We start from the raw sequence: 24,657 nt of genomic DNA, 5'->3' as shown, positions 1-24,657 counted from the left end.
TAGGAGGAAAAATTAATAAATAGTAGTAAATTTATTGTAATGCAAAGTAAATAAATTATGTAATTGCAATTGATATAGTAAGAAAGATAGTTGTTATGTTAACGATATATATATCGTCCTTTTCATTATAAATCTTTCATAAAGCGGAGAGTGGGTATCAAGAATGGAATTACGTCATTTAGAGTATTTTATTCAAGTTTGTAATAATAATAGTTTTACTAAAGCTGCGGAAGTTCTAGGTATTTCACAGCCGACTTTAAGCCAACAAATCCGTGTGTTAGAAGGTGAACTTGATACACCTTTGTTTCATCGAGTTGGAAGAGGTATCAAAATGACAGAAGCGGGTAAGCTGCTATTTGATAAAGGAAAATTTATCATGCAACAATTTGATGAAGTTTATAATGAAATTTTTGAATTAAAGGGTGTAAAAAGAGGGGTAATTACTATAGGTGGTTTATTAGAGGATCTCACTTATTTAACACCTTATATTATGAAGTTTCAACAACATTATCCCAACATCGTAGTGAAAATTATAGAATCCGAAGTTGCTGTAAATCAAATCGTTGATAAAAATATTGATATAGGCATCACACGTAGTGCTCAAATTCCAGAGACATTAACAAGCACCCTTTTGTATAGAGAAGAGCTTGTCCTTGTCATTCCAAAAAATCATCCTTTGAATGAAACATCATTTGTTTCTTTTCGAGAATTAGTAGGGCTCAGTAGAATAATGGTTTCATGTAGTTGTCGTGAATCTATTAAAATATATTGTGAGAGTTTAGGGTTATCTTTATCTGAAGCAAATATAGAAACAAAATCTTCTATTTCTCTATTGAGCCTTGTATACAATGGACATGGGGTTGCCATAATACCTCTTTCACTGGTTAACTTTGTTAATAATGATACTTTGAGCATAGTTCGTATTATTGACCCGACACCAAGTCAAGATATTAATCTTATCCACTTTGATGATAAATTTTTAAGTTTTGCAGCACGTATCTTTATGCAGAAGTTAAATAATCCTGAAAAAGCATTAGTATAATAGAAATAATAATGATTATAGTGTGAGGATTAAACATGATACATAATTCTTGGGAGAAGACCTAAATTACAGTCAAAGGGCATTGGCTTTATATGTGTGGTGTGATCGATTCAAATGGGAATATCATTGACTTTTACTTAAGGGAAAAAGGGCAGACTTTGCAATGAGAGAAGGCTGTTAAAAATAAGTCAAGTTAATTAATTAGCTCTTCGATTTTATCACATAGTAATAGATTCCATTAGGGAGATATTGCTATTTCTTTTTACATATCCTTATTGCATAAAGAATACCACCGGCATTATACCGGTGGTTTTGACTTAGAAAGCAAAGCAAGTACAACCAATACCCCATTTAGTTCCATCTTTTCCTATTACGGTATGAGTGTGTTGATGGAGAGGGTTACTGCAACTATGTAACTTGTGATCATGGGCATCGTGAGAAAGTATAGTGTGGGCTAGGTTAGCACCACCATAACCATAAACTCCCGTCGGTGACCAATCAGGTGATGCTGGTGGCAATTCAGGTGATAAATTTTTAAATTCATCATTTCCATAAACAACCTGCCCACCCATAATGGTGAGTAATGATTCAAGGTTCTTGATTTCTTCTTCTGGCAAAGTAAAGTAGTCAGCAGACAATACAGCAAGATCAGCAAACTGACCTACTGCAAGGGTTCCTTTTTTACCTTCATCACCAGAGAACCACGCACTTCCTTTTGAATATAATTCCAGGGCTACTTTTCTATCAAGTTTATTTTTTTCATCGTATATCGAAAGTCCACCAATGGTTTTTTCGGCAACCATCCAGTAAAGAGCGACCCAAGGGTTATAGCTGGAAACCCTAGTTGCATCACTACCGGCGCCAACAGGTATACCTAGGTCTAACATACGATAAATCGGAGGAGTACGCTTTGCAGCTTCCTTTCCGTATAAATCAACAAAGTATTCACCTTGAAAAGCCATGCGGTCTTGGATGGCAATACCACCATTTAAAGCTATTTCCTTGAAATACATTTATGCATTTTGTTTACTAAGATCTCGCTGCGCGCCCATATAGCTTCCAATTATATTTTGATAGCCTGGAAGATTGCTAGCAAGCAAATTGCCAAAACCTTCGACATCGTTGCGCCAATCACGTTGTAATTCGCAAGCTACGCTAAACCAGTTCATAAGTTGCACACCACTATGTGCCATACGAGTATTTGCAGCATCTGCTACTTGTTTACTGAAAGTTCCTGAAGCATCAGTAACAGCAAATACTTCATATCCAGCTTTTATAGCGGAAAGTGCAGGGAAAGCAACACAAACGTCAGTAACTACGCCCGCGATGATAAGTTGCTTTTTTCCAGTTTCTTCGATTGCTTTTACAAAATCATCATTATCCCATGCGTTAATTTGTCCAGGTCGAGCTATTTTTGGTACATGAGGAAAGAGATCAACCAATTCTTGCATTAAAGGTCCGTTAGGCCCGTTTTCAAAACTTGTTGTTAAAATAACTGGTAAATCAAAAAACTTAGCAGTATGAGCAAGAGCTAGAACATTGTTCTTGAATTCATCAACACCATAGTCACGTACTAGTCCGGACATAAGACCAGTTTGATGATCTACTAAAAGCACGACAGCATCATCTTTGTTAATACGAGAATAGAAATCAGTCATTATGTATTCCTCCTAAAAATTAAGTAATCGAAGAAAGTTTAAATAGTCGAATACTATCATAAGTTTCTTCGTTTATAACTAAGCTGACCAATAATATTGGTTATAGCAGCATTCACAGAACATGAAGTGCTATACAAATTTATAGTATTTGAAAACTGATTAATTAATCAATTCTAAATCATCTATAATTTGTATAGGTCGTAACTATAGTTGTTTTCACTATAAAATAGATTGGTTTTACCTATACATCCTATAGATAGAACAATATTGATAGTCACCTATTTTTGTTATTACAATTGAATATGAGTAATGTTCAGTAATTATTTTATGATGAAAAAGGTATTAGAGGGGGGGATTGTTCCAAAAGGAGAAAATGAATGCATTGGAACAATAGAGTTTCATACTTAGAGTTCACAACATAAAGGTGCATGAATAGGTTATGAGATTCAGCCGAGTTATTGAAGAAAAGGATACATATTAGAATATTTTTTGGAGGTAGAAGCATGGCTAAAATTACTGTAGGAACCGAAAATCAAGCACCAATTGAGATATATTATGAGGATCATGGCACAGGAAAACCAGTTGTACTAATTCATGGTTGGCCGTTAAGTGGTCGATCTTGGGAATACCAAGTTCCAGCTCTTGTTGAGGCTGGATACAGAGTTATAACGTATGATCGTCGAGGATTTGGAAAATCATCTCAGCCGTGGGATGGGTATGAATATGATACCTTTACTTCTGATTTACATCAACTATTAGAACATTTAGAGCTTCAAAATGTCACACTTGTTGGTTTTTCTATGGGTGGAGGAGAGGTAGCTAGGTATATTGGGAAATATGGAACCAATAGAGTAGAGAAGGCTGTATTTGCAGGAGCTGTACCACCATTCCTTTACAAGTCAGCAGATCATCCTGAGGGTGTATTAGATGATGTAGCAATTCAAGGATTTGAAAATGGAGTAAAAAGTGATCGCCTAGCATTCCTTGATGAGTTTACGAAAGGATTTTTTGCTGCTGGAGATCGAACTGACTTAGTTAGTGAACCATTTCGACTTTACAATAGGGATATCGCTGCAGGTGCATCACCTAAAGGAACACTAGATTGTATCGCTGCTTTCAGCAAAACAGACTTCAGAGGCGATTTAGCTAAGGTTAATATACCTACCCTTATTATTCATGGTGATTCAGATGCGACTGTACCATTTGAATATAGTGGGAAATTAACACATGAAGCAATTCCTAATTCTAAAGTAACGTTAATAAAGGGTGGTCCACATGGGCTAAATGCAACGCATGCCAAAGAATTTAATGAAGCACTCCTATTATTTTTAAAGGACTGATTATAACTATATAATTGTTAATTGATAACTTATAAACAAGTTAAAATAAAGCTTTATAAAAGATGCTCTTGGATAAATCCAGGAGCATCTTTTTAAATGGTGATATTGAGATGTTAGATTGATAAATCTCCAGTAGTTTTGGATTGAATATTCTTCTTAACAGCTAAAATGTATTGATTAGAGTTTTTTAGATTTCTTAGAAGTATTGTTATATTACTATCAAGATAATATTTTGAATAATCCTCAAAAAAAGAAATGTTTTGTCAGAAAATAATAAATTTTATTAATTTTTATAATTAGTTGAATTTTTATAGAAATAATTCTCTTAATATATTAAAATAACATCGTATTATGTCAGATTTTAATTATTAGGGGAGAGAAATTTTATGTTGAAAAAAATCATTCCAGTTGCTTTAGCAATAAGTACAGTTACTTTTACTAGTGTATTTGCTTTGCCTTCAGTACAAGCGAGTACAGAACCAAACCGCTACATAGATGTGCAAATGCTCGGTATTAACGATTTTCATGGGCAACTAGACACGGTAAAAAAAATTAACAATAAAGATGCAGGGGGAATTGAGTACTTAGGGGCTTATTTACGTAATCGTGAAAAACAAAATCCGAATACATTAAAGGTACATGCTGGCGATGTTGTTGGAGCAAGTACTCCTGTTTCAGCATTATTACAAGACGAACCTACGATTGAATTTCTAAATGATTTGAAATTCGATGTTGGAACGATAGGAAATCATGAATTTGATGAAGGTGTTGCGGAAATGAACCGCCTTATTTATGGTGGATACCATGAGAAAACAGGGAATTTTAAAGGAGCAAAATTCCCATATGTTGCCGCAAATTTCTATAATAAATCCACTGGTCGTTTATATTTACCACCATTCACTATAAAAAAGGTACAAGGAGTTCCTGTTGGATTCATCGGAGTCGTAACAACGGATGTTCCTAACCTTGTTATGCCTACTATGCTAAAGAATGTAGAAATTACAGATGAAGTTGAAGCTATTAACAAATCCGTAAAGCAATTAAAAAAACTAGGCGTTAAATCTATCGTTGTTCTTGCGCATAACGGAGGTATAACAGATGGGAACGGTGTAACAAATGGTGATATCGTCCGATTAGCAAATGAGACTGATCCAGAAGTCGATGTTATTTTGGGTGGGCATAGCCACACTTATGTAAATGGAACTGTTAATAATAAACTTGTCGTACAAGCAAATTCTTATGGTATGGCTTTTGCTGATGTTGATGTAAAGATTGATCGTAAGACACAAGATATTGTTGAGAAAAAAGCAGAAATTGTTACAACTTACCATGAAGGCATGGAGCCTGATAAAAAAATAAAGAAGAAGATGGAGAAATATCAAGCAAAAATCGCACCTCTTGTTAATGAAGTTGTAGGTAAGTCTATTGCTCCACTAGATCGTAAACTCAATACGGCTGGTGAATCTACTCTCGGAAATTTAGTTGCTGATGCCCAGCGTGCAACAATGCAATCTCAAATTGCACTTATGAATCCTGGTGGTATTCGTAATGACTTAGATGCTGGTGATATTACATGGGGAGAGATATATGGTATTCAACCATTCGGAAATCAATTAATAAAAATAAATTTAACAGGTCAAGACATTCGTGATATTTTAAATCAACAATGGCAAAAAGATATAACAAGAATGCTTCAAATTTCAGGTATCCAATACACTTGGGATGCGAACAAGCCTAATGGAGAAAAAGTAACAAGTATTCGCTTAACAAATGGAGAAGAAATCATTCCTTCTAAAACTTACAGCGTCGTTGCTAACGCATTTCTAGCTTCAGGTGGAGATGGATTTGTATCCTTTAAAAACGGTAAAGATGCTGAAACAGGACCAACTGATTTTGAAGCATTAGTAGATTATATAAAAAAATCAAAAGAACCAATTCAGTCTATTATCGATGGAAGAATTCAACAAATAAATTAGTTTTTATTAATCTCAAAAACAACTAGATTACCTGTGCGCTATACTCTTTAGTGTGCAGGTAATCTAGTTTTTTGATTTGAAATAGTCTAACTGTGGCCAATGGGTATACCGTCTAGATGCAGAGTGCCGAAAAAAATGAAGTGAACAAAAAATAAACCCTAAATTAACTCTATGATAAAGAGACTACAAACAATCAAAATTTGGAAATTCATATTAACCATATATTAACCACGTTAATAATACATACTGAAATTGAATACTTTAGATAACATCATTTATAACGAATATCTATACATTATAATGTTATGCAATGAGGAATTTACACTACAATGGATTGAAGCTTATGTAGTTTTATATTCGTATAAGTGAATTAAGAATTTCTTAAGAACCTATTAAGAAATAAGTGAGTTTTAGGAATTAGAATAAATGTATCTTAACAGTAATAAGAAAATGAATGTTTTAAATGGAAGTTGGCAGAGTATGTCAAAAAGCTATAAGTAAATATTTCAGGAGGTTTTTTATGAAAAAGAAAATAATTATTGCAATTGTTGCTTCTGCTATAACAATGACTCATTTTGTAGGAAATACTTATGCAGATTCGAAAACAGAGGTTTCTGTTACAGCTCCCTACAATATAAATCAAATAGTGAAATGGTTAGAAGCACATGCAAAGCCTTTAAAAACAACTAATCCAACTGCATCTCTTAATGATTTGAAACCACTTAAGAATATGATAGGTTCAGCTTCAATTGTAGGTTTAGGTGAAGCTACGCATGGGGCTCATGAGATTTTTACAATGAAACACCGCATTGTTAAGTATTTAGTATCTGAAAAGGGCTTTACCAACTTAGTTTTAGAAGAGGGATGGGACAGAGCTTTGGAACTTGATCGATATGTTCTTACTGGAAAGGGAAACCCAAGCCAACATTTATCACCTACATTTAAGACGAAAGAAATGCTAGATTTACTTGATTGGATTCGGCAATATAATGCTAATCCAAAACATAAATCGAAAGTACGTATCATTGGGATGGACATTCAATCAGTAAACGAGAATGTCTATAATAGCATAATAGAATATATTAAAGCGAACAATTCAAAACTGTTGCCTAGAGTAGAAGAGAAGATAAAAGGTCTTATTCCTGTAACAAAGGATATGAATACTTTTGAAAGCCTTACGAAAGAAGAAAAAGAAAAGTATGTTTTAGATGCTAAACAAATTAGTGCTTTATTAGAGGGAAATAAAAGCTATTTAAATGGAAAATCTAAAGAGTTTGCATGGATAAAGCAAAATGCTCGTATTATTGAACAGTTTACTACAATGTTAGCGACACCTCCTGATAAACCAGCGGATTTTTATTTGAAACATGATATTGCAATGTATGAAAATGCGAAGTGGACTGAAGAACATTTAGGGAAAACCATTGTATGGGGACATAATGGACACGTTTCGAAAACAAATATGCTTCCTTTTATATATCCTAAAGTAGCTGGGCAGCATTTGACAGAATATTACGAAAAAAGATACGTATCTATTGGAACGTCAGTTTATGAAGGACAATACAATGTCAAGAATAGCAATGGTGAATTTGGCCCATATGGAACATTAAAATCGGATGATCCAAACAGTTATAACTACATTTTTGGACAGGTCAAAAAAGATCAATTTTTTATTGATTTACGTAAGGCGAACGGCGTGACAAAAACTTGGTTAAACGAACAACATCCAATTTTCGCTGGAATAACTACCGAAGGGCCTGATATACCAAAAACTGTTGATATATCATTAGGTAAAACGTTTGATATACTTGTTCAAATTCAAAAAGTGAGTCCATCTCAACTACATCAATAAATTTAGAATAATGTACCTTAATGACAACTTGAGAAGTGTTTCATATAACACTATGAAATTTGTTTTATATAGCAAGAAGAATAATCGTATTAGAAAAAATCAGCAGTTTAACCTGTTAAGAGTAAAACGAATCTTCAATATGTAAAGCGCAAAAAACACTGAAGCGAAAAGCATCGGTGTTTTTTGCGCTTTTGGGCACAGATGCTACTTCGATCCTATTGTAGAAGTGATTTTGTATGTAAGGAATTTGTAAGGAATAGGTAAGGAAAAAGAGATTTTCATTGTGTAGGATAAAAATATAAGGAGGCGTGAAGGGGGGAACAAGTACGGCCTACATATAAAACAAATAATCAGTAACAAGAGTGTTTTGTGAAAATAATGAGTACAATGATTGCAAATGCATTGTTGCCTTTTCATCATTGAGAGAATGGATAGCTGTGTGGTTCGTATATGACACTGCTATTAACTATCTATATAATTTAAATAGAAGAGAGGAATTCTTTATGAAAACACGCAGTAAAATTACATGTGCAAGTCTAGCACTTTTAATAGGTGGAAGTTCCCTGTTATACATAACACCAACATCAATTGTAAAAGCAGAATCTACGCAAAATGTATCTAGTTCGTTACAAACAAGTACGAAAAGCGATCGTACTTCCGTTAAGAAAGCAATACGGGATGAACTGCAACTTGGATACCCGGGAATACTCGCTCAAATTTCTAAGGGTGGTAAAACTTGGAGTTATACCGCTGGGGTAGCGGATCTGAAAACTAAGAGACCAATGAAAGCAGATTTTCGCTTTCGCATTGGCAGTGTGACGAAAACGTTCATTGCAACGACTCTACTTCAATTATCTGGAGAGAATCGTTTGAATCTAGACGACTCCATTGAAAAATGGTTGCCTGGTGTCATTCAAGGAAACGGATATGATGGTAACCAGATTACTATCCGGCAAATATTGAATCATACAAGTGGTATTGCTGACTATATAAATTCAAAAGACTTTGATATAACGGATATAAAAAAATCGTACACGGCTGAAGAATTCGTAAAGATGGGGATTTCACTTCCCCCAGACTTTGCACCAGGAAAGGGTTGGTCTTATTCAAACACAGGATACGTATTACTGGGAATCCTTATTGAAAAAGTAACTGGCAACAGTTATGCCGAAGAGGTTGAAAATCGGATTATTGAACCGCTTGATTTGTCAAATACATTTCTACCTGGCAATTCAAGCGTGATTCCAGGTACCAAGCATGCACGTGGCTATTTGCAACTAGACGGAGCGAGTGAGCTAAAAGACGTTACTTATATTAACCCAGGTAGCTCGGATGGAGATATGATTTCTACTGCTGACGACTTAAACAAATTCTTCTCTTACTTACTAGGTGGCAAATTACTGAAGGAACAGCAACTAAAACAAATGCTTACTACAGTTACTACAAATAGAGAGGGAACTGGATATGGTCTTGGAATCCTTGAAATTAAGCTTCCGAACGGTGTCTCGGTATGGGGACACAGAGGTGCCGTTCCAGGGTTTTCCACTTTTGTTGGTGGAACACTTGGAGGTAAACATACACTCGCTATCAATTCGAACAGTTTAAACATTAATAACCCGGAATTTTTTAAAAACATTTTACTTGCTGAATTTAGCAAGTAGACAAAAAGGAAAACTGGATAAATTTATCATTTGCAATTTCAATAGGAATGGATTAACACTTGAAATGAGTATAGGGGGGCATTAAGTATCTAGAAATAATCAAACCAATAATGAGAGATTGCTAAGTAAAAGGATTTGTTTATATATTCTATTCTCTCCAGCCGATTAAAAAAGTAACAGATATAATGAGTGATTATTATGTATACATTATTGCATTTGTGTTGGTATCGTCACTGATTATAAATTTGTATAAGGTGCGAAGTCTAATTTATGACTTCGCACTTTTGCTGTTTAACAGCCATTATTACTAAGCTATTAATAATAGAAAAAAGGAGAATGTAACTAGTTATGCAGATGAATCTTGGCACAGGCGTTATGTAGGAGGTTTTGCTGAGAATAAATTTAGAAGAATATATGAATTAGAGACATGAAGGCTGAAGTGAATTTTAGTAGTTTTTATGTTCATGAGTTACTTGAAATTCTAGCTGTTTTGTATGCATAGTTTTTCCCACCGTGATTGATAGTGCATAGATATTATTCTTATTATTATATATATATTACCGAGTATGCATTAAGTGAGATTTTTTTAGAACTAAATACAGTGCCATCCCCTAATGGTGAAAATGGTATTTGAATATTGTAGGGCTCTTAAGTATTTTTTAGATTTTTAAAGCCCGGTCATTTTAACCAAAATTTTCATAGAAATACCTTTGAAAAGAACATAAGTTCGTATATAATAAGAACGAATGTTCTTTTGTTGGGAGTGATAACCTTGTATGATTATTCTCTTTTACCGAATCGTATTATTCTTTGTGTAGACCTTCGTAGCTTTTATGCAAGCGTATCATGTATTAAAAAAGGACTTGATCCAAGATATACAAAATTGGCTGTCGTAGGGGATGTGAATCAGAGCGGATCAATTGTATTAGCAGCAACACCGCCATTAAAAGCGTTAGGAATAAAGAAGATGGCAAGGCTGTACGAAATACCGAAGCGACCAGATATTATTATTGTGAATCCAATTATGCATACGTATATGAAATGTTCAACTTTCATAACGGGTTTGGCTTTGCAGTATGTCGCGCCGGAAGATTTTCATCAATATAGTATCGATGAATTTTTTATGGATATGACTGCAAGTATTCATTTGTTTGCCAGTAATCCGCGCGAATTCGCATTAAAGTTCAAGCGAGAAATATATGAACGTACAAGGATTGAAAGTACGATTGGTATAGGGCCTAATTTATTATTAAGTAAAGTAGCGATGGATGTAGAAGCGAAGAAGAATAGGGATGGAATAGCGCAGTGGACGTATGACGATATACCCGAGAAGTTATGGAGTATTAGACCGCTCAGTAAATTTTGGGGTATATCGTATAAAACAGAGATGAAATTGAATCGAAAAGGTATACATACCATTGGAGAATTAGCTCAGTATCCTTTGAAATATTTAAAGCAATCATTCGGTGTAATAGGAGAAGAATTACATCTACATAGTAACGGAATTGATTTTAGTAGAATAGCAGAAAAATACGTTCCAGCAACAACATCTATAGCGAAAAGCCAAATATTATTGCGTAATTATTCGATAGAAGAGTTCATAGTTATTTTATTAGAGCATATAGAAGAGGTTTGTTATAGGTTGAGACGAGAAAAGAAATGCGCGCAAACAATTCATTTTTCAGTTGGATATAGTAAGGAATACGGTGAGGGAATAAAAAAGGTACATACGTTAAATAGAGCAACAAACTTAACGATGGATATTTATAATGTTTGTACATATTTTTTATATGAACGCCATACAGGAGAGCCGATTCGATCAGTAAGTGTTTCATTAACAAACCTTATTAATGAAGGGGAAGAGCAAATTTCGCTTTTCGATAACATTATACAAAGAGAAAAAGAAATACGATTAACGAAAGTTATGGACGAAATTCGAACACGATTTGGTAAGAATAGTATTTTACGAGGTGTTTCTTACACAAGCGTCGCAACAGCAAGATATAGAAATACATTATTAGGAGGGCACAAATCGTGAAGAATGTTAATATGCCAAAAGGAAGAGGTATGGTAAAGTGGCAACCGTTTGCCAGTATGCCGGAGCAGTTCGCAGTTATTAAAGAAATGGTAAAGGAGCAAACGAAAGCCTCGCGTCCAACTGTAACGCAAGATGCAAAACAAATGATTGAAAATAAGCTATTAATTTCATTTTTAGGTGAGGAAGAGGTTTTACTTACATATTATAAAGATGGTTATTTATATAAAAATTACATAACAGTAGTGGATATTAATCCATTAATGGAGACGATTACTTGTACGGATGCTTTTTGTAATAAGCGCACTTTTAAGTTTTTTGATGTAATTGAGATTGATTAAAGTATATTTCTATGCAGCAGGCGTATTTTTTTTAGCCTACTGCATAGAAAGGTCAGTTACAGTATTAGGCTTATACTAAAAATAAGATACCCTTTATTACCATTGACGATAGTTGCATTTTAGATGAAGGAATGTGGGGAAACACCCCCCGTTAACAATAGAATTAGCATTAACATTAACAGCAGTTATAGGGTTTCTTAAAATTATGAATATCAGTTGTTAGAGGGTGCGATATTTATTTAGAAAAAGCCGTTTTAGATACTAATAGATATAATTAAGACAAGACTTAATGACTAAAGAAAATAAGCATTTTACACTTCAATTATAATAGGGAGGATCATTGGTTTTCTTTTTGTATGTGAGTATATAAAGTGACCAAGTGATTCTCGTATTTCTCTTTTTAGAACATTCCATTGATTAATATGTGCTTTTTGTAATCTGTTGACAGTTTCTACAACTAATTGATTAATTTTATTTAAGAAATCTTCTGAGTCCCGAACATATACAAACCCACGAGAAATTGTATCAGGGCCAGAAATTATTTTCTCTTCTGTTTTACTCAAGGTTATAACTATTACAAGCATACCATCTTCAGAAAGTTGTTTGCGATCGCGCAATAAGGCGTTTCCAACATCTCCAATACCTAAGCCATCTACATATATATTACCCGCAGTTATACGTCTTGTTTGCATAGCAGTTTGATTTTTAATATCAACAACATCTCCATTGCCGATAACATAAATATTATCTTTCTTGACACCAACAGATTCTGCCAATTGACGGTGATGATGTAACATTCTAAATTCACCGTGTATGGGAATGAAATATTTAGGTTTCATTAAAGTAAGCATCAATTTTAATTCCTCTTGATATGCATGTCCAGAAACGTGCATTCCTGTTGAACTTCCAGATCCATAAATAACATTTGCTCCTAATAGATATAAGTTATCTATAATACGTGAAACATTACGCTCATTTCCTGGTATGGGGGATGCAGACAAAATGACTGTGTCACCTGGTAAAATATCAACTTGTCGATAGTTGCCACTAGATAATCGGGACAGAGCAGCCATAGGTTCACCTTGACTACCAGTGCAAAGTATAGCGACTTTTTCGGGTTCCATTTGATTAATCTCATTTGCTTCGATTAACATGCCTTCAGGTATATTCAAATAGCCTTGTTCTAAGGCGACAGAAACTACGTTCACCATACTTCTTCCGAGGAGGGCAAGCTTTCTATTTGTTTTTAAAGCGGCATCTACTATTTGCTGTACACGATTCACATTAGAAGCAAAGGTAGATATAATAACTTTGCTGTGAGCCTTTACAAAGGCTTCTTCAATTTTTTCGCCTACTAATCGTTCTGATGGAGTAAATCCAGAACGTTCGGCATTCGTACTTTCTGAGAGGAGAGCTAAAACTCCGTTACTTCCGATATTAGCCATTTTGTGAATGTCTGGATATTGATTGTTTATGGGAGTCAAATCAAATTTAAAATCACCTGTATGGACTACTGTACCTTCTGGTGTATGAAAAGCAATCCCGAGGCAATCGGGAATACTATGATTTGTTTTGAAAAAAGATAGGTTTATCTGTCCGAATTCAATTAAAGACTCAGAGTCAATAACAATTAACTGTGTCGAATCTTGAAGTTTATGTTCTTTTAATTTAATGCCGATTAAGCCTAAGGTTAATTTTGTTGCGTAAATTGGTACATTCAATTGTTTTAAAAAATACGGAATACCTCCAATGTGATCTTCGTGTCCATGTGTAACAATTAAACCTCGAATTTTATCTTTATTTTCTTGTAAATATGTAACATCAGGTATTATTAAATCTATGCCTAATAAACTCTCGTCAGGAAACTTAGAACCACAATCAATGATTACAATGTCATCTGAATATTGTATGACATACATGTTTTTACCAATTTCATTAACACCACCTAAAGCAAAAATAGATAGTTTATCATTTATTATACTCAAATGAATATCCTCCTCTTAAAACAAATTTACTTGAATCTATGTAAAGGTTTGTAACCAACTATTAATGAATAGTTGGTTACAGTTATCTCAAAGACCCATATCTTTTAATCCAGGACTATGCTCATTTGGCATTTCAGGAAGTTCTGGTACAGGAAAACCTTTTGGCGGGTCAGTTACTGCTAATGTTCCTTTGTTTCTACTTGGTGATTCACCTTGGAATATTTCTCCTATTCTTGTTGGATCTAAGCTAAAATTAAATTGTGCGTTATGGAATCCCATGTCTACATACTTTCTGCACTCTGGGTATTTATTAATATCATAGTTCGGCACAGGGAAGAGTTTCCCCCATTCAACACCCAATGTCTCTAAAGCTTTTGCGAAAGCATTTTGATGAGCATTATCACGTACAATTAAAAATGCAAGTGTTTCTCTAAAAGTTTGATTGGAACTCATTTCATAAATTCGAGTTTTTTGAAGTACACCTGTAGATTCAAGTACTACGTTATCTAATAAATCGCTAATTAAATTCCCATGACTATATACCCAAGATCCATTCCATGGGTTGCCAGCTGCATCAACAGGCAATGAACTTTGAGCACCTACAATAAAGTGGTGAGGATTTGCATGTTTAACCGCTTCATCAAGTGGTGCGTTGTCAACACCAGCATTTCCTGGCGTAGGTTCACCAGATCCAGTTAATAGTTGATTAATTGTATGTTGTACAAGTTCTACATGGCTTATTTCCTCTAAAAAAACACCTCGAAGTAAATCGCGATATTGCTTCTCTTTACCTCTAAAATTTGAGCTTTGGAAGAAGTATTGCATCATTGTACGCATTTCGCCATAATGCCCACCTAATATTTCTTGTAAAACTTTTGCGGCAGCTGGATCTGGCTTGTCCGGCTTGATAATATTAATCAGTTCTTCTTTATAATAAAACATGAAGTACACCTCTTTTAAGTTAGTTAACATTGTTATCGTGTCCGCTAATTGGTTACTTAATACTCAAATTCATTTTTTTACCAATAAATCATGATCTCAAAATGCAAATTCTTTTGGAAATAACTATTTTCGATATGAGATGAAAATGGGGGAATAGCTACTTACAATTTAATAAAAAAGATAAGATTACGGAGTGTAATCTTATCTTTTTATTAAGAATAATAAATTGTATCTTCAAGGTTTTAAAATGACTTTTATACAATCATCTTCACGATTATTAAAAATTTGATAACCATAGCTCGCTTCTTCAAGGGGGATTTTGTGTGTAATAATCTCTTTTGGATCGAATTCTTTGTTTATTATTTTTTCAAATAGTTCCGGCATAAAATGAATAACAGGTGCTTGTCCCATTTTAAGGTTAATATTTCTAACCCAAAATGCTCCAAGTGGAAATGCATTATAATTGCCACCATAAACGCCAGTCATTTGAACCGTTCCATATTTTCTTACGGCTTTCGTAGCGATTTGAATAGGGCCGAGAGTTCCGCCTTGTAATTTTAATTTTTGTTCTAGAAATTCTAGTGGCGATTTTTTTCCATCCATGCCCACGCAATCAATGACTACATCGGCACCGCCATGTGTGATTTCCTTTAAATGTTCTCCCATATCGGGGAATTTTGTAAACTCAAATACCTCAACATTGTTAATCTTTTTTGCATAATTTATACGATAATCTAAGTAATCGACTGCGATTACACGCTTAGCACCTTGCATCCAAGCAAATTTTTGTGTCATTAATCCAACAGGCCCGCAACCAAGGACGATAACAGTATCACCTGGCTTAACACCAGCGTTTATTACACTCCAATAGGCTGTTGGCAAAACATCGGATAAAAACAGTAAAGATTCATCTTCAAGTTCGCATGATTCTGGTATAACAAATGGAGTGAAATTTCCAAAAGGAACTTTTAAATATTCTGCTTGTCCACCTGGATGGTTACCAAATTTCTCTGTATAACCAAAGTATCCACCAGAATCATAATGAGGATTGGAGTTATCACATTGGCTTTCCATTTCATGTTGGCAATAAAAACAATGTCCACAAGAAACGTTGAAGGGGATGACAACACGATCTCCTTTTTTCACTTTAGTAACATCTGGACCAACTTCTTCAACAATGCCCATTGGCTCATGACCAATAATGTAACCTGGAGGTAAAGGCATGTTGCCCTGATATAAATGTAAATCAGAACCGCAAATAGCAGTTGAAGTAATTTTTACAATAATATCATCTTTTTTCTCTAACTTTGCATCATCAACCTGTTTAACTTGTACTTGGTTTGGTCCTTGATAGGTTACAGCTTTCATCTCATATCTCCTTAGGAATCATTTTTCATAATTTATCTCGCTATTTGCCGGCTGCCCGTAAAAGCCCGATTGATGAGGGCTGATAATCACCCGGGGATGAACAAAACCCCACTGATTAAAATTTCACTTTATATGTATCTCCTGATAAAATATAAATTTTTAGTAAAGAGAAACCTGTACATAGTGTTGTTATGAAAGTATGTTATAGCAACTCTTCTTTCTTATATCTTTTGCCCTATTTTAAGAAGAGACTCAATAATTATTCATAATCTAATTTCCATAAAAAGGATAATTATTATTTCATAATTTGTCGCATATTAAAAACATCGGAGGTGAAATAATATGGCAAACAATAATAGTGGAAATCGTAATGAATTATTAGTTCGAGGAGCTGAACAGGCTCTTGATCAAATGAAATATGAAATTGCACAAGAGTTTGGTGTACAACTTGGTGCAGATACAACAGCTCGTTCAAACGGATCTGTTGGTGGTGAAATTACAAAACGTTTAGTTGCAATGGCTGAACAACAACTTGGTGGTAGAGCTAACCGCTAAGAGAATTTGTATAAAATATAGCGAATATGTAAATCAATTTCTTTTGTATATGTATAAAAATAAAAACCCTTATAGTAAATGGATTCTCACTCAAAGATTATTGATAATCTTCTTTCATAATCTTTGGGTATTTAATTTGTAAACTACTTTCCTAAACAATAAACACGCAGTGTTGGAAAGGTGTTTTCCATGCATAGTAGAAAAGCTTTTGCAGGAAAAAGCATACTTAAAAATTTGATTTCAATATTGAAATCAATATTGATTATGATATTTTCGAAAGGGAGGAATTTAAAAATGGGTATTTTAAGTGGAAACCCTCAAAATGAACCGTTACATTACGGAGAAGTATTTGATATTTGGAGTTATCTTCTAGCCGCACAAGGTGGAATCGCAAGCCATCAAGTATTTATGAATCATACAGGTGACGAAGATTTGAAGAAGTTTTTAGAAAGCTTAATTGAAAATGATATGAATTCAGAAATAGAAGAGTTAAAAACTCTTTTAAAAGTTAATGGCGTAGCTTTACCGCCAGCTCCGCCAGAACGACCAGTTGCATCTATTGAAGACATTCCTCCTGGAGCACGTATTAATGATGCAGAAATTGCAGCAGCGGTTTCTACAGGATTAGCAGCTGGACTTGTGACATGTAGTCAAGTGATGGGAAAATGTCTTCGAGAAGATGTAGGGATGCTATTCGGACAATTTCATATGAAAAAAGCACAAGCAGGTGTAACTTTGCTACGTTTAAGTAAGAAAAAAGGGTGGGTAGTTCCACCTCCATTACATGTGAAAAACTCTGATCAAGCTTAATAAACAAAAATAAAAAAGTGGCATTGGCCACTTTTTTATTTTTTAGATGTATCCTCAACTTTGGATTTATTTATTGTAGAAGAATCCATATATTCATCTGACATTTCCATAGCATATTTATCATGATGAATATGATTGTGATTTCTTAATTCATCGTCGTTACGCAGTACTAACCTCTTCATATAAATGTGGAAGAAAACCTCTATTCCGCCAATAATTAAAGCGGCTAAGAATGAAGAAAGTCCAATATTACGAGTAGCATCTAAATTAGTAAACAAGTATGTTAAAAGCCAAATTCCGAAGAAGCTTAAGCCGAAATCTGCCATTGTAGCAATCGTATTTCCGTATTTAGGTAAAATGAAGAGATCGCCGATTAAATAGGCAGCTCCTGTTAAGAAAAGAGAAATGAGTAATACTCTAGGAATGGAAATGCCTTGAAAGATACTGAGTACGATAAGTAATACTGCAGTTATCGCTGTGTATTTAATTAATAAAGCAACAATATGTTTCATCATTTTCCTCCATTGTTTAAACGTATATGGAATAAAATATTTCATTAGAAACGGGTTATGCTTTTATATAGCGTAACCCGTTTCATTTTCTGATGGAGGCCTATTTATAATATCCCATGGCACGTATATTGTATTTCGTTCTCCTATACACTATTATGTTGGGCTTAAAGGGCATAAATTATACCTTTGAATTCACGGTCGTAATTACCAATTAATTAGCTATATATTTTAGCATGTAATTTAACATATTAAAGAAAGAAGGAGGTGAATGAACATGTCAAACAATAACAGTGGAAGCAGCAATCAATTATTAGTACGTGGCGCTGAACAAGCTCTTGATCAAATGAAATATGAAATTGCTCAAGAATTTGGCGTACAACTTGGTGCAGATGCAACAGCACGTGCAAACGGATCTGTTGGTGGTGAAATTACGAAACGTCTTGTATCATTAGCTGAGCAACAACTTGGCGGTGGCGTTACTCGTTAATTTTATATATGAAATGGATATAAAGGAGAGGCATGCCGTCTCTCCTTTCTCATACATTTTTATTTGTTTAACTTTTAGACTCTCGAGGTTTTAAATACATAATGAATTTTTTGTGAAATAAAAGGATAAAAGATAAGAGGTTATATTTGATGCGAAAGGGGCAGAAAAAATGAAATATGAAGCGTTATTTACAGTTGAGATTTCTGTAGGAAGTGAGAGAGTAGCAAACCATAAAATAAAGGCACATGATGTCGTTGATGTTGTTGAAAAGCTTGCTGAAAAGTACTTAAGTAATCATGAGGGACATTCTCAAAATGAATAAAGGAGAATCGTAATATGACCTGTCATGATGTTAAGAACAAAACGAAAGAAAAAAAAGATTTAAAATGGTGGCAACTCTCACTTATTGGAATTGGTTGTACGATAGGAACGGGCTTTTTTTTAGGATCCAGTATAGGGATTAAAATAGGTGGATCTTCAATTATTCTTATTTTGATTTTAACTGGATTCACTACATATATTGTATTTGAAGCATTGGCAAAAATGGCTGTGGAAGATCCGCAAAAAGGATCGTTTCGCATTTATTCAAGAAAAGCTTTTGGAAATTGGGCGGGTTTTAGTCACGGATGGACATATTGGTGTTCGGAGTTGCTTATTATGGGCAGCCAGTTAAGTGCGTTAGGAATCTTTTCACGTTACTGGTTCCCTAAAATACCACTATGGATATTTGCTGCTGTATATGGAGTAGCGGCTATATTAATTATTTTTATAGGGGTAAAGATATTCGAACGTTTAGAAAAATGGATGGCTATTATAAAAATCGTTGCTATTGTGGGGTTTATTGTAATTGCCATTTTAGTTATTTTAGGATTTATAAAGGGTGGTTTATATAAGGCACAAATCCCGCGTAATTTTAAAGACTGGTTCCCAAATGGATTAAAAGGCACTTGGTCCTCTCTAATTTATGCATTTTATGCATTTGGAGGAATCGAAATTATGGGGTTAATGACAATAAGACTGAAAGACCCTAAAGATGCACAAAAGTCAGGAAGAGTAATGTTAATGATTTTAACGATTATTTACGTAGTCTCTTTAGGGTTGGCAATTATGATGGTTCCGTTAAATCAGTTTAATACGAAAGAAAGTCCTTTTGTAATAGCGTTACAAGACTATAATTTACCGTATGTGCCATTTATTTTAAATGTAGTATTAATTTTAGCGGGCTTTTCAACGTTAGTTGGTTCATTATTTGCAGTGACAAGTGTATTAATGAACTTAGCTGAAGAGGGTGATGCACCTGCGATGTTTGCGAAAAAAAACAAGAAGAATATCTCTTTTCCAGCTTTAATTCTTATCATAATGGGGCTTGGTGCTTCTATCCTTAGCGCTTTATTACTACCAAAAAATATATATGAATATGTAACAACTGCAGCTGGATTAATGTTGTTGTATACATGGAGTTTAATTCTTCTTTCCTTTTGGAGACTAATGAATCCAAAAGGGTGGATGCAGATAAAAAGTATTATTGGTCTTATTATGATTGCACTAGCTGTTAGTGGAACACTATTACAAAAAACAACGCGTTTTGGTTTCTTAGTGAGCTTGTTGTTTTTAGGAATAGTTATTATTGTTACTATAATTGTTCATTTTGTCTCACGAAAAAGGAATCCAGCTATATGAAGTATCTTTCTTTTCACACCATGAATAGTATGTCAGAACTAAATAATAGAAGTTATTGAAAAATGATTTGGTAAGTTTGAAAACCAAAATATAATCCATAAATAATAAGTGATATTCCAGATACTACTGTTATAAGAGACAATATACGTGTATTCAAAATTTTACGAAATATACTAGATGTACTTGCCATCGTAATATCCCAAATAAAAATGCCTAAAATAATCCCGAAACTATATAACAAAAGCTGCTCTTTATTATAGGAAGAAGCGGCTTTTGCTAATATAGAGCCGAAAATTCCAAGCCAAAATAGAATTGTTAATGGATTAGATAAGGACATAAAAAAACCAGAAAAAAAGCTTTTAATAACTGAATCATCATTTCTCGTATTACTAATGCTAATTTGATTTGCATTTTTTAAACTTTCGATACCTGTATAGATTAAAACAAAAGCGCCGAAAGACCATAAGAAAAGTTTTATAATATCTTTTTCGAGGAAATGAATGACACCTAAATAAATAAGTGCCATGTAGATGACATCTGCAAGTAAGGCTCCTATGCCAAGAATCCAAGCGTGAAAAAACCCACTCCTAATACCTTTTTCTAACTGTGCAGCATTAATAGGCCCCATTGGAGCAGATAATGATAAACCTAAGAAAACATAGCTTAAAAATATGCCCACGTATGATATGCTCCTCCCACTAAATTTGATCTATATTAAATCTATTCAGTGGTTAAAGTTTGTACAACTAAATAATAAAAAGTGGAGTGGGTTACTTATTTTTATGCAAGTATTTTATTATTCGAGAAAAGGGACACTTGGATGGAATTGTTTCATCATCACGTAAAAAATATTGTTGCCATTCATAATTATCTTTTTCACCATAATCTTTAAGAGAAGGGTGAATAGGAGCTTTGTCATAAGCGGCTAGACGTTGACGTATTAAGTTTTTTAGTTTTCTACTGCGTTTCTCAGAATTCATAATTCCCTGTAAAACCCACCTAGGAGTTAAAGCAAGCATCATACATGAAAAATGTCTACTTTGTCTATTGACATGGGCAGGTGTAGCGCAGTAAACAAAATATGATTCATTATGAAAGCAAAATTCCCAAGTGTTTTCCATAGGATCATTTGGAATGTGCATAGGCCATTCCATTTCGTCCAAACGGCTAGTTGTATTAAGTAGAGACCAATAAATATGTTCAAAATCTTCAACTGTAGTTTCTCGCAGTAAATCTATTGGTGTATGAATAAAAACAATAAGTGAAGCGTATTGCCCTGTGTCTCTAGAACATTCCGTATATTCTTTAAGTAATGTTGCAAAATCAGCGCTAGTATTCGTATCTCTAGGATCACCTATGAATCCGTACCGGAGGTGATTGGCTGTAAAGCCGTGTTGAGCTGGGATACAAGGGAACGGCTTATTTTTATCTGTCATTTTTAATTTAAAAGAACGGAAAGCTTCTTGTTGCCAATGTGGAAGGTTAGTAATATTTTTTTGTAAAGAGTCTTTATCATAAAGCATAGTCATCTTTTTATCCCTCCTAAGTCATAATATATAACCTATTAATTATTTAAAAATAGGTGACTAACACGGCTAGAATAATTATTTTTTAATCTATAAAAATAAAATGATTTAATGAAGAATCCCCTTCAATGTAGTTACTTTAATAGTTGATCTTTAATAACGTATAAATTTAAGTAGCTATAAAATTTGAAAAATATATAAGGAATATGTAGGTACAATGTTCACATTTATATTTTCTAACTAATATGGTTTATAACGAAACAAGAAGGGATGTATTATGATGGGGATTTTTAAGGAAGAAAAAATTAAATTTATAGATTGTAAAGGCGAGGAAGTCATTTTGAAAATCAAAATTAAGGATATAAAAAAGTAGGGAAGAGGAATTAAGGATACTTTATTGTGATTAACATAGAAGGATGAAAAGTAACCATGAATTAGATTGAAATGAATTCAGTAGTATAGGCCCTTTTTGAATTTTTTTGCATATTGTAGCATGAATGAATATTAAGGGGGAACGTCTATGTCTTATCCTAATCAACTAGCTTGGCATGAAACATTGGAGTTACATGAATTAGTAGCATTTCAAGCAAACGGTTTAATCAAATTAAAAAAATCAGTTAGGAATGTACCTGATCAAGCACTTCAATCGTTATATATTAAAGCTATAAATGCCATCCAAAACAATTTACAAGAGTTAGTACAGTTTTATCCATATGCTCCTGGATTTCAATCGCAACATCGTGATGACACTGGATTTTACGCTGGAGATTTGCTTGGGTTAGCAAAGACATCTGTTCGAAATTATGCAATAGCGATTACTGAAACTGCAACGCCTCGTCTTAGAGAAGTTTTAATCCGTCAAATAAATGGTGCTATACAATTACATGCACAGGTTTTTAACTTTATGTATGAGCGTGGTTACTATCCAGCTTATGATTTAAAGCAACTATTAAAAAATGATGTTCAAAATGTGCAAAAGGCAATACAAATGCAATATTAAAATGAAGATTTGGAAATTATCATGAGAGAAAAACTATAGTTTATTTATAGAGGATCAAATAATTAAGACTATATGATAATTTCCATTGTTAATAAATTAATTAAATGCTAAAAATATAGATTCATTCTAAAATATTAAAGAAATTATACTAGCGCTATTTTAGAATGGTGAATTCCTTAAAGCTTTTTTAGTGAGTTTTAATAAAATATTAAATACGCTTGAGAATAAGTATTTATATGATACATCTAATTGAATGTTATTTTCCTTCGGCACTAAGTATGTTTAGCACGTTTTTCTTTTGGGAAAAATAAGAATATACATTAGTGGAAAGGATAGGATTTAATGTTTACCAAAACCGATAATACAAGCTATTTAACCTCTTCTGTTTATTTGACCCGTAATCTATGGTCAGGTATCTTGTTTGGGCTAGGGTTAGTAGCTTTTATAGATGAAACTATTTTTCATCAACTGCTACATTGGCACCATTTCTATGATAAATCTACAACAGATATTGGACTCATTTCAGATGGTCTTTTTCATGCTTTTAGTTGGTTTGCAACGATTGGTTCCTTGTTTATGGTTGCTGATCTCCGCCGTAGAAATGCATTTTGGTTGAAAAGATGGTGGAGCGGATTAATGCTTGGTAGTGGTGGATTTCAATTATATGACGGTATATTTCAACACAAACTAATGAAAATACATCAGATTCGATACGTAGATAATGTTCTTATCTACGACGTAATATGGAATATAATTGCGACTGTAATGCTCTTAATTGGCATTCTGCTAGTTTTTCAGACAAGAACTGATGAAAGATTATTGAGAGGTAAAAGCTTAAATGAACAATAACCATCTTCATCATGAAATATGGAATGCACTGGATATTTTACTATTCGTATTCATTTTAATTATGTTAATAATTTATATAGTAGCCACGATTTTATCAAATAGCCATTACAAACGATGGCCGTTATATCGAAGTGTCTTCTGGATTTTAGGACTTATTTGTGTGGCAATAGCAGTTGTTGGGCCCTTAGCTCATCGTGCTCATAATGATTTCATAGTGCATATGCTTGTGCATTTACTCCTTGGGATGCTTGCTCCAATTTTTATAGCATTAGCCGCTCCAATGACTCTTTTTTTACGAACGCTCAATGTGAAAGCAGCACGACGTCTTTCAAGGATACTAAAGAGTAGGCCTCTACAACTTCTTACTCATCCAATTATCGCAACCTTACTTAATTTAGGAGGACTATGGATTCTCTATACGACTAGCTTATACTCGATGATGCACGAAAGTATACTTCTTCATTTGTTCATACATTTCCACGTTTTTATTGCAGGATATCTGTTTACCACATCAATGATTTATGTTGATTTAATATCCCATAGGTATAGCTATACGTACCGATCAATTATTTTAATAATTGCATCAGCTGGTCATGGGATATTATCAAAATACATATATGCTCATCCGCCTGCTGGTGTAGTTACTAAACAAGCAGAAATTGGGGGCGTGCTGATGTATTATGGCGGAGATTTCGTTGATATTGTTCTTATTTTTATACTTTGTTTGCAATGGTCTAGGGGTAGCAGAAAGAGAACAAAAGTTAATAATGTAGTAAGGGCATGGGATGTATCGGATTTTTTGAAACTAAAAACTTTGAAATGAAATGTAGTTAAACTGTATTATGGATTAAGTATGGTATGAACAAAATTTAAAAAAGTATGTTAAAAGTAAAAAGAGCAGTTATTTATTATGACTGCTCTTTTTTATGGTAAGAAGTACAACCTGGGTAAGAAGCAGGCTACACTACAGGTAGTGTTTGCGGAATATCGAGTTTTATTCAACAAGGATAGTTCCATTCTTAAAATAGAGAGGTCGCC

General features: G+C 33.8%; 22 protein-coding genes and 1 pseudogene. 15 read left to right on the top strand and 8 right to left on the bottom strand.

What is annotated here, in order from left to right:
• Nucleotides 1-163: 163 nt before the first annotated feature.
• Nucleotides 164-1,042 carry a LysR family transcriptional regulator gene (locus AXW78_RS15090; protein ID WP_000423210.1) on the top strand — a complete coding sequence of 293 codons (879 nt, stop codon included), beginning with the start codon at nucleotides 164-166 and terminating at the stop codon, nucleotides 1,040-1,042.
• A gap of 317 nt (nucleotides 1,043-1,359) precedes the next feature.
• Here AXW78_RS15090 and AXW78_RS15085 read toward each other — a convergent pair.
• Together AXW78_RS15085 and ycaC are read right to left on the bottom strand one after the other, a co-directional pair.
• Nucleotides 1,360-2,037 (bottom strand): annotated as a pseudogene (locus AXW78_RS15085) (amidohydrolase family protein); the annotation flags it as partial.
• Nucleotides 2,038-2,055: 18 nt separating this feature from the next.
• Nucleotides 2,056-2,700 carry an isochorismate family cysteine hydrolase YcaC gene (ycaC, locus tag AXW78_RS15080; protein WP_000129304.1) on the bottom strand — a complete coding sequence of 215 codons (645 nt, stop codon included), beginning with the start codon at nucleotides 2,698-2,700 and terminating at the stop codon, nucleotides 2,056-2,058.
• Nucleotides 2,701-3,203: 503 nt separating this feature from the next.
• Between ycaC and AXW78_RS15075 the strand changes: the two genes are divergently transcribed.
• The 6 genes from AXW78_RS15075 to AXW78_RS15050 all read left to right on the top strand — a co-directional run bounded on the left by AXW78_RS15075 (nucleotide 3,204) and on the right by AXW78_RS15050 (nucleotide 11,905).
• Complete coding sequence (locus tag AXW78_RS15075) at nucleotides 3,204-4,040, top strand: alpha/beta fold hydrolase (protein WP_001074309.1); 837 nt, start codon at nucleotides 3,204-3,206, stop codon at nucleotides 4,038-4,040.
• Between the two features lie 386 nt (nucleotides 4,041-4,426).
• A complete protein-coding gene (locus tag AXW78_RS15070) occupies nucleotides 4,427-6,016 on the top strand; it encodes a bifunctional metallophosphatase/5'-nucleotidase (RefSeq protein WP_061884349.1) in 1,590 nt (529 codons plus the stop codon).
• 520 nt (nucleotides 6,017-6,536) lie between these two features.
• Complete coding sequence (locus tag AXW78_RS15065) at nucleotides 6,537-7,868, top strand: erythromycin esterase family protein (protein WP_061884348.1); 1,332 nt, start codon at nucleotides 6,537-6,539, stop codon at nucleotides 7,866-7,868.
• 437 nt (nucleotides 7,869-8,305) lie between these two features.
• Nucleotides 8,306-9,529 carry a serine hydrolase domain-containing protein gene (locus AXW78_RS15060; RefSeq protein ID WP_129542614.1) on the top strand — a complete coding sequence of 408 codons (1,224 nt, stop codon included), beginning with the start codon at nucleotides 8,306-8,308 and terminating at the stop codon, nucleotides 9,527-9,529.
• A 772-nt stretch (nucleotides 9,530-10,301) separates the two neighbouring features.
• Nucleotides 10,302-11,567: a Y-family DNA polymerase gene (locus AXW78_RS15055; protein WP_000272622.1), complete on the top strand. Its 1,266-nt coding sequence runs from the start codon at nucleotides 10,302-10,304 to the stop codon at nucleotides 11,565-11,567.
• On the top strand, nucleotides 11,564-11,905 hold the full coding sequence (locus AXW78_RS15050; RefSeq protein WP_074594255.1) for a YolD-like family protein: 342 nt from the start codon (nucleotides 11,564-11,566) through the stop codon (nucleotides 11,903-11,905). Before AXW78_RS15055 ends, AXW78_RS15050 begins: the two co-directional genes overlap by 4 nt.
• A gap of 311 nt (nucleotides 11,906-12,216) precedes the next feature.
• Here AXW78_RS15050 and AXW78_RS15045 read toward each other — a convergent pair whose 3' ends face one another.
• The 3 genes from AXW78_RS15045 to AXW78_RS15035 form a co-directional block, all read right to left on the bottom strand.
• Nucleotides 12,217-13,890, bottom strand: a complete 1,674-nt coding sequence (locus tag AXW78_RS15045; RefSeq protein WP_000022522.1) for a ribonuclease J — start codon at nucleotides 13,888-13,890, stop codon at nucleotides 12,217-12,219.
• Nucleotides 13,891-13,977: 87 nt separating this feature from the next.
• Nucleotides 13,978-14,832, bottom strand: coding sequence for a manganese catalase family protein (locus tag AXW78_RS15040; protein WP_000500355.1), 855 nt, complete (start codon nucleotides 14,830-14,832; stop codon nucleotides 13,978-13,980).
• A gap of 234 nt (nucleotides 14,833-15,066) precedes the next feature.
• Nucleotides 15,067-16,200: a zinc-dependent alcohol dehydrogenase gene (locus AXW78_RS15035; RefSeq protein ID WP_000649073.1), complete on the bottom strand. Its 1,134-nt coding sequence runs from the start codon at nucleotides 16,198-16,200 to the stop codon at nucleotides 15,067-15,069.
• Nucleotides 16,201-16,542: 342 nt separating this feature from the next.
• On the opposite strand from AXW78_RS15035, the gene sasP reads away from it, so the two are divergent.
• Together sasP and AXW78_RS15025 are read left to right on the top strand one after the other, a co-directional pair.
• Complete coding sequence (gene sasP / locus AXW78_RS15030) at nucleotides 16,543-16,755, top strand: small acid-soluble spore protein, SasP family (protein WP_000002833.1); 213 nt, start codon at nucleotides 16,543-16,545, stop codon at nucleotides 16,753-16,755.
• A 294-nt stretch (nucleotides 16,756-17,049) separates the two neighbouring features.
• Nucleotides 17,050-17,565, top strand: coding sequence for a DUF3231 family protein (locus AXW78_RS15025; protein ID WP_000512139.1), 516 nt, complete (start codon nucleotides 17,050-17,052; stop codon nucleotides 17,563-17,565).
• A 35-nt stretch (nucleotides 17,566-17,600) separates the two neighbouring features.
• On the opposite strand, the gene AXW78_RS15020 is transcribed toward AXW78_RS15025, so the two are convergent.
• Entirely contained in the window at nucleotides 17,601-18,077 is a 477-nt protein-coding gene (locus AXW78_RS15020; protein WP_000680682.1) for a YndM family protein, read from the bottom strand.
• A 274-nt stretch (nucleotides 18,078-18,351) separates the two neighbouring features.
• Here AXW78_RS15020 and AXW78_RS15015 point away from each other — a divergent pair, with 274 nt between their 5' ends.
• The 3 genes from AXW78_RS15015 to AXW78_RS15010 all read left to right on the top strand — a co-directional run bounded on the left by AXW78_RS15015 (nucleotide 18,352) and on the right by AXW78_RS15010 (nucleotide 20,244).
• Complete coding sequence (locus AXW78_RS15015) at nucleotides 18,352-18,564, top strand: alpha/beta-type small acid-soluble spore protein (protein WP_000069660.1); 213 nt, start codon at nucleotides 18,352-18,354, stop codon at nucleotides 18,562-18,564.
• A gap of 169 nt (nucleotides 18,565-18,733) precedes the next feature.
• Nucleotides 18,734-18,886, top strand: coding sequence for a hypothetical protein (locus AXW78_RS34450; RefSeq protein ID WP_000872954.1), 153 nt, complete (start codon nucleotides 18,734-18,736; stop codon nucleotides 18,884-18,886).
• A gap of 14 nt (nucleotides 18,887-18,900) precedes the next feature.
• Nucleotides 18,901-20,244, top strand: a complete 1,344-nt coding sequence (locus AXW78_RS15010; protein ID WP_000128225.1) for an amino acid permease — start codon at nucleotides 18,901-18,903, stop codon at nucleotides 20,242-20,244.
• A gap of 52 nt (nucleotides 20,245-20,296) precedes the next feature.
• On the opposite strand, the gene AXW78_RS15005 is transcribed toward AXW78_RS15010, so the two are convergent.
• Nucleotides 20,297-20,923 (bottom strand): LysE family transporter, encoded by a 627-nt coding sequence (locus AXW78_RS15005; RefSeq protein WP_000510852.1) that lies wholly within the window; start codon nucleotides 20,921-20,923, stop codon nucleotides 20,297-20,299.
• Between the two features lie 91 nt (nucleotides 20,924-21,014).
• On the bottom strand, nucleotides 21,015-21,773 hold the full coding sequence (locus AXW78_RS15000; protein WP_000178273.1) for a YqcI/YcgG family protein: 759 nt from the start codon (nucleotides 21,771-21,773) through the stop codon (nucleotides 21,015-21,017).
• 517 nt (nucleotides 21,774-22,290) lie between these two features.
• On the opposite strand from AXW78_RS15000, the gene cotF reads away from it, so the two are divergent.
• From cotF to AXW78_RS14985, 3 genes are all read left to right on the top strand, one after another.
• Nucleotides 22,291-22,770, top strand: a complete 480-nt coding sequence (gene cotF / locus AXW78_RS14995) for a spore coat protein CotF (protein WP_000121386.1) — start codon at nucleotides 22,291-22,293, stop codon at nucleotides 22,768-22,770.
• 342 nt (nucleotides 22,771-23,112) lie between these two features.
• Nucleotides 23,113-23,619 carry a DUF2243 domain-containing protein gene (locus AXW78_RS14990; RefSeq protein ID WP_061884346.1) on the top strand — a complete coding sequence of 169 codons (507 nt, stop codon included), beginning with the start codon at nucleotides 23,113-23,115 and terminating at the stop codon, nucleotides 23,617-23,619.
• Complete coding sequence (locus AXW78_RS14985; RefSeq protein ID WP_061884345.1) at nucleotides 23,609-24,442, top strand: cytochrome c oxidase assembly protein; 834 nt, start codon at nucleotides 23,609-23,611, stop codon at nucleotides 24,440-24,442. The genes AXW78_RS14990 and AXW78_RS14985 overlap by 11 nt, the downstream gene beginning before the upstream one ends.
• Nucleotides 24,443-24,657 lie beyond the last annotated feature (215 nt).

Origin of the sequence: Bacillus thuringiensis (assembly GCF_001595725.1) — a bacterium.
Taxonomy (GTDB): domain Bacteria; phylum Bacillota; class Bacilli; order Bacillales; family Bacillaceae_G; genus Bacillus_A; species Bacillus_A thuringiensis_K.
This window is presented reverse-complemented; position numbering and strand designations above follow the sequence as displayed.

Excerpts from the sequence above, each read along its gene's own strand:
- AXW78_RS15015 (WP_000069660.1), top strand. The coding sequence starts at position 18,352 with ATGTCAAACAATAACAGTGGAAGCAGCAATCAATTATTAGTACGTGGC.
- sasP (WP_000002833.1), top strand. The coding sequence starts at position 16,543 with ATGGCAAACAATAATAGTGGAAATCGTAATGAATTATTAGTTCGAGGA.
- ycaC (WP_000129304.1), bottom strand. The coding sequence starts at position 2,700 with ATGACTGATTTCTATTCTCGTATTAACAAAGATGATGCTGTCGTGCTT.
- AXW78_RS15070 (WP_061884349.1), top strand. The coding sequence starts at position 4,427 with ATGTTGAAAAAAATCATTCCAGTTGCTTTAGCAATAAGTACAGTTACT.
- AXW78_RS15040 (WP_000500355.1), bottom strand. The coding sequence starts at position 14,832 with ATGTTTTATTATAAAGAAGAACTGATTAATATTATCAAGCCGGACAAG.
- AXW78_RS15065 (WP_061884348.1), top strand. The coding sequence starts at position 6,537 with ATGAAAAAGAAAATAATTATTGCAATTGTTGCTTCTGCTATAACAATG.
- AXW78_RS15025 (WP_000512139.1), top strand. The coding sequence starts at position 17,050 with ATGGGTATTTTAAGTGGAAACCCTCAAAATGAACCGTTACATTACGGA.
- AXW78_RS15075 (WP_001074309.1), top strand. The coding sequence starts at position 3,204 with ATGGCTAAAATTACTGTAGGAACCGAAAATCAAGCACCAATTGAGATA.
- AXW78_RS34450 (WP_000872954.1), top strand. The coding sequence starts at position 18,734 with ATGAAATATGAAGCGTTATTTACAGTTGAGATTTCTGTAGGAAGTGAG.
- AXW78_RS15090 (WP_000423210.1), top strand. The coding sequence starts at position 164 with ATGGAATTACGTCATTTAGAGTATTTTATTCAAGTTTGTAATAATAAT.
- AXW78_RS15020 (WP_000680682.1), bottom strand. The coding sequence starts at position 18,077 with ATGAAACATATTGTTGCTTTATTAATTAAATACACAGCGATAACTGCA.
- AXW78_RS15000 (WP_000178273.1), bottom strand. The coding sequence starts at position 21,773 with ATGACTATGCTTTATGATAAAGACTCTTTACAAAAAAATATTACTAAC.
- AXW78_RS15035 (WP_000649073.1), bottom strand. The coding sequence starts at position 16,200 with ATGAAAGCTGTAACCTATCAAGGACCAAACCAAGTACAAGTTAAACAG.
- cotF (WP_000121386.1), top strand. The coding sequence starts at position 22,291 with ATGTCTTATCCTAATCAACTAGCTTGGCATGAAACATTGGAGTTACAT.
- AXW78_RS14985 (WP_061884345.1), top strand. The coding sequence starts at position 23,609 with ATGAACAATAACCATCTTCATCATGAAATATGGAATGCACTGGATATT.
- AXW78_RS15010 (WP_000128225.1), top strand. The coding sequence starts at position 18,901 with ATGACCTGTCATGATGTTAAGAACAAAACGAAAGAAAAAAAAGATTTA.
- AXW78_RS14990 (WP_061884346.1), top strand. The coding sequence starts at position 23,113 with ATGTTTACCAAAACCGATAATACAAGCTATTTAACCTCTTCTGTTTAT.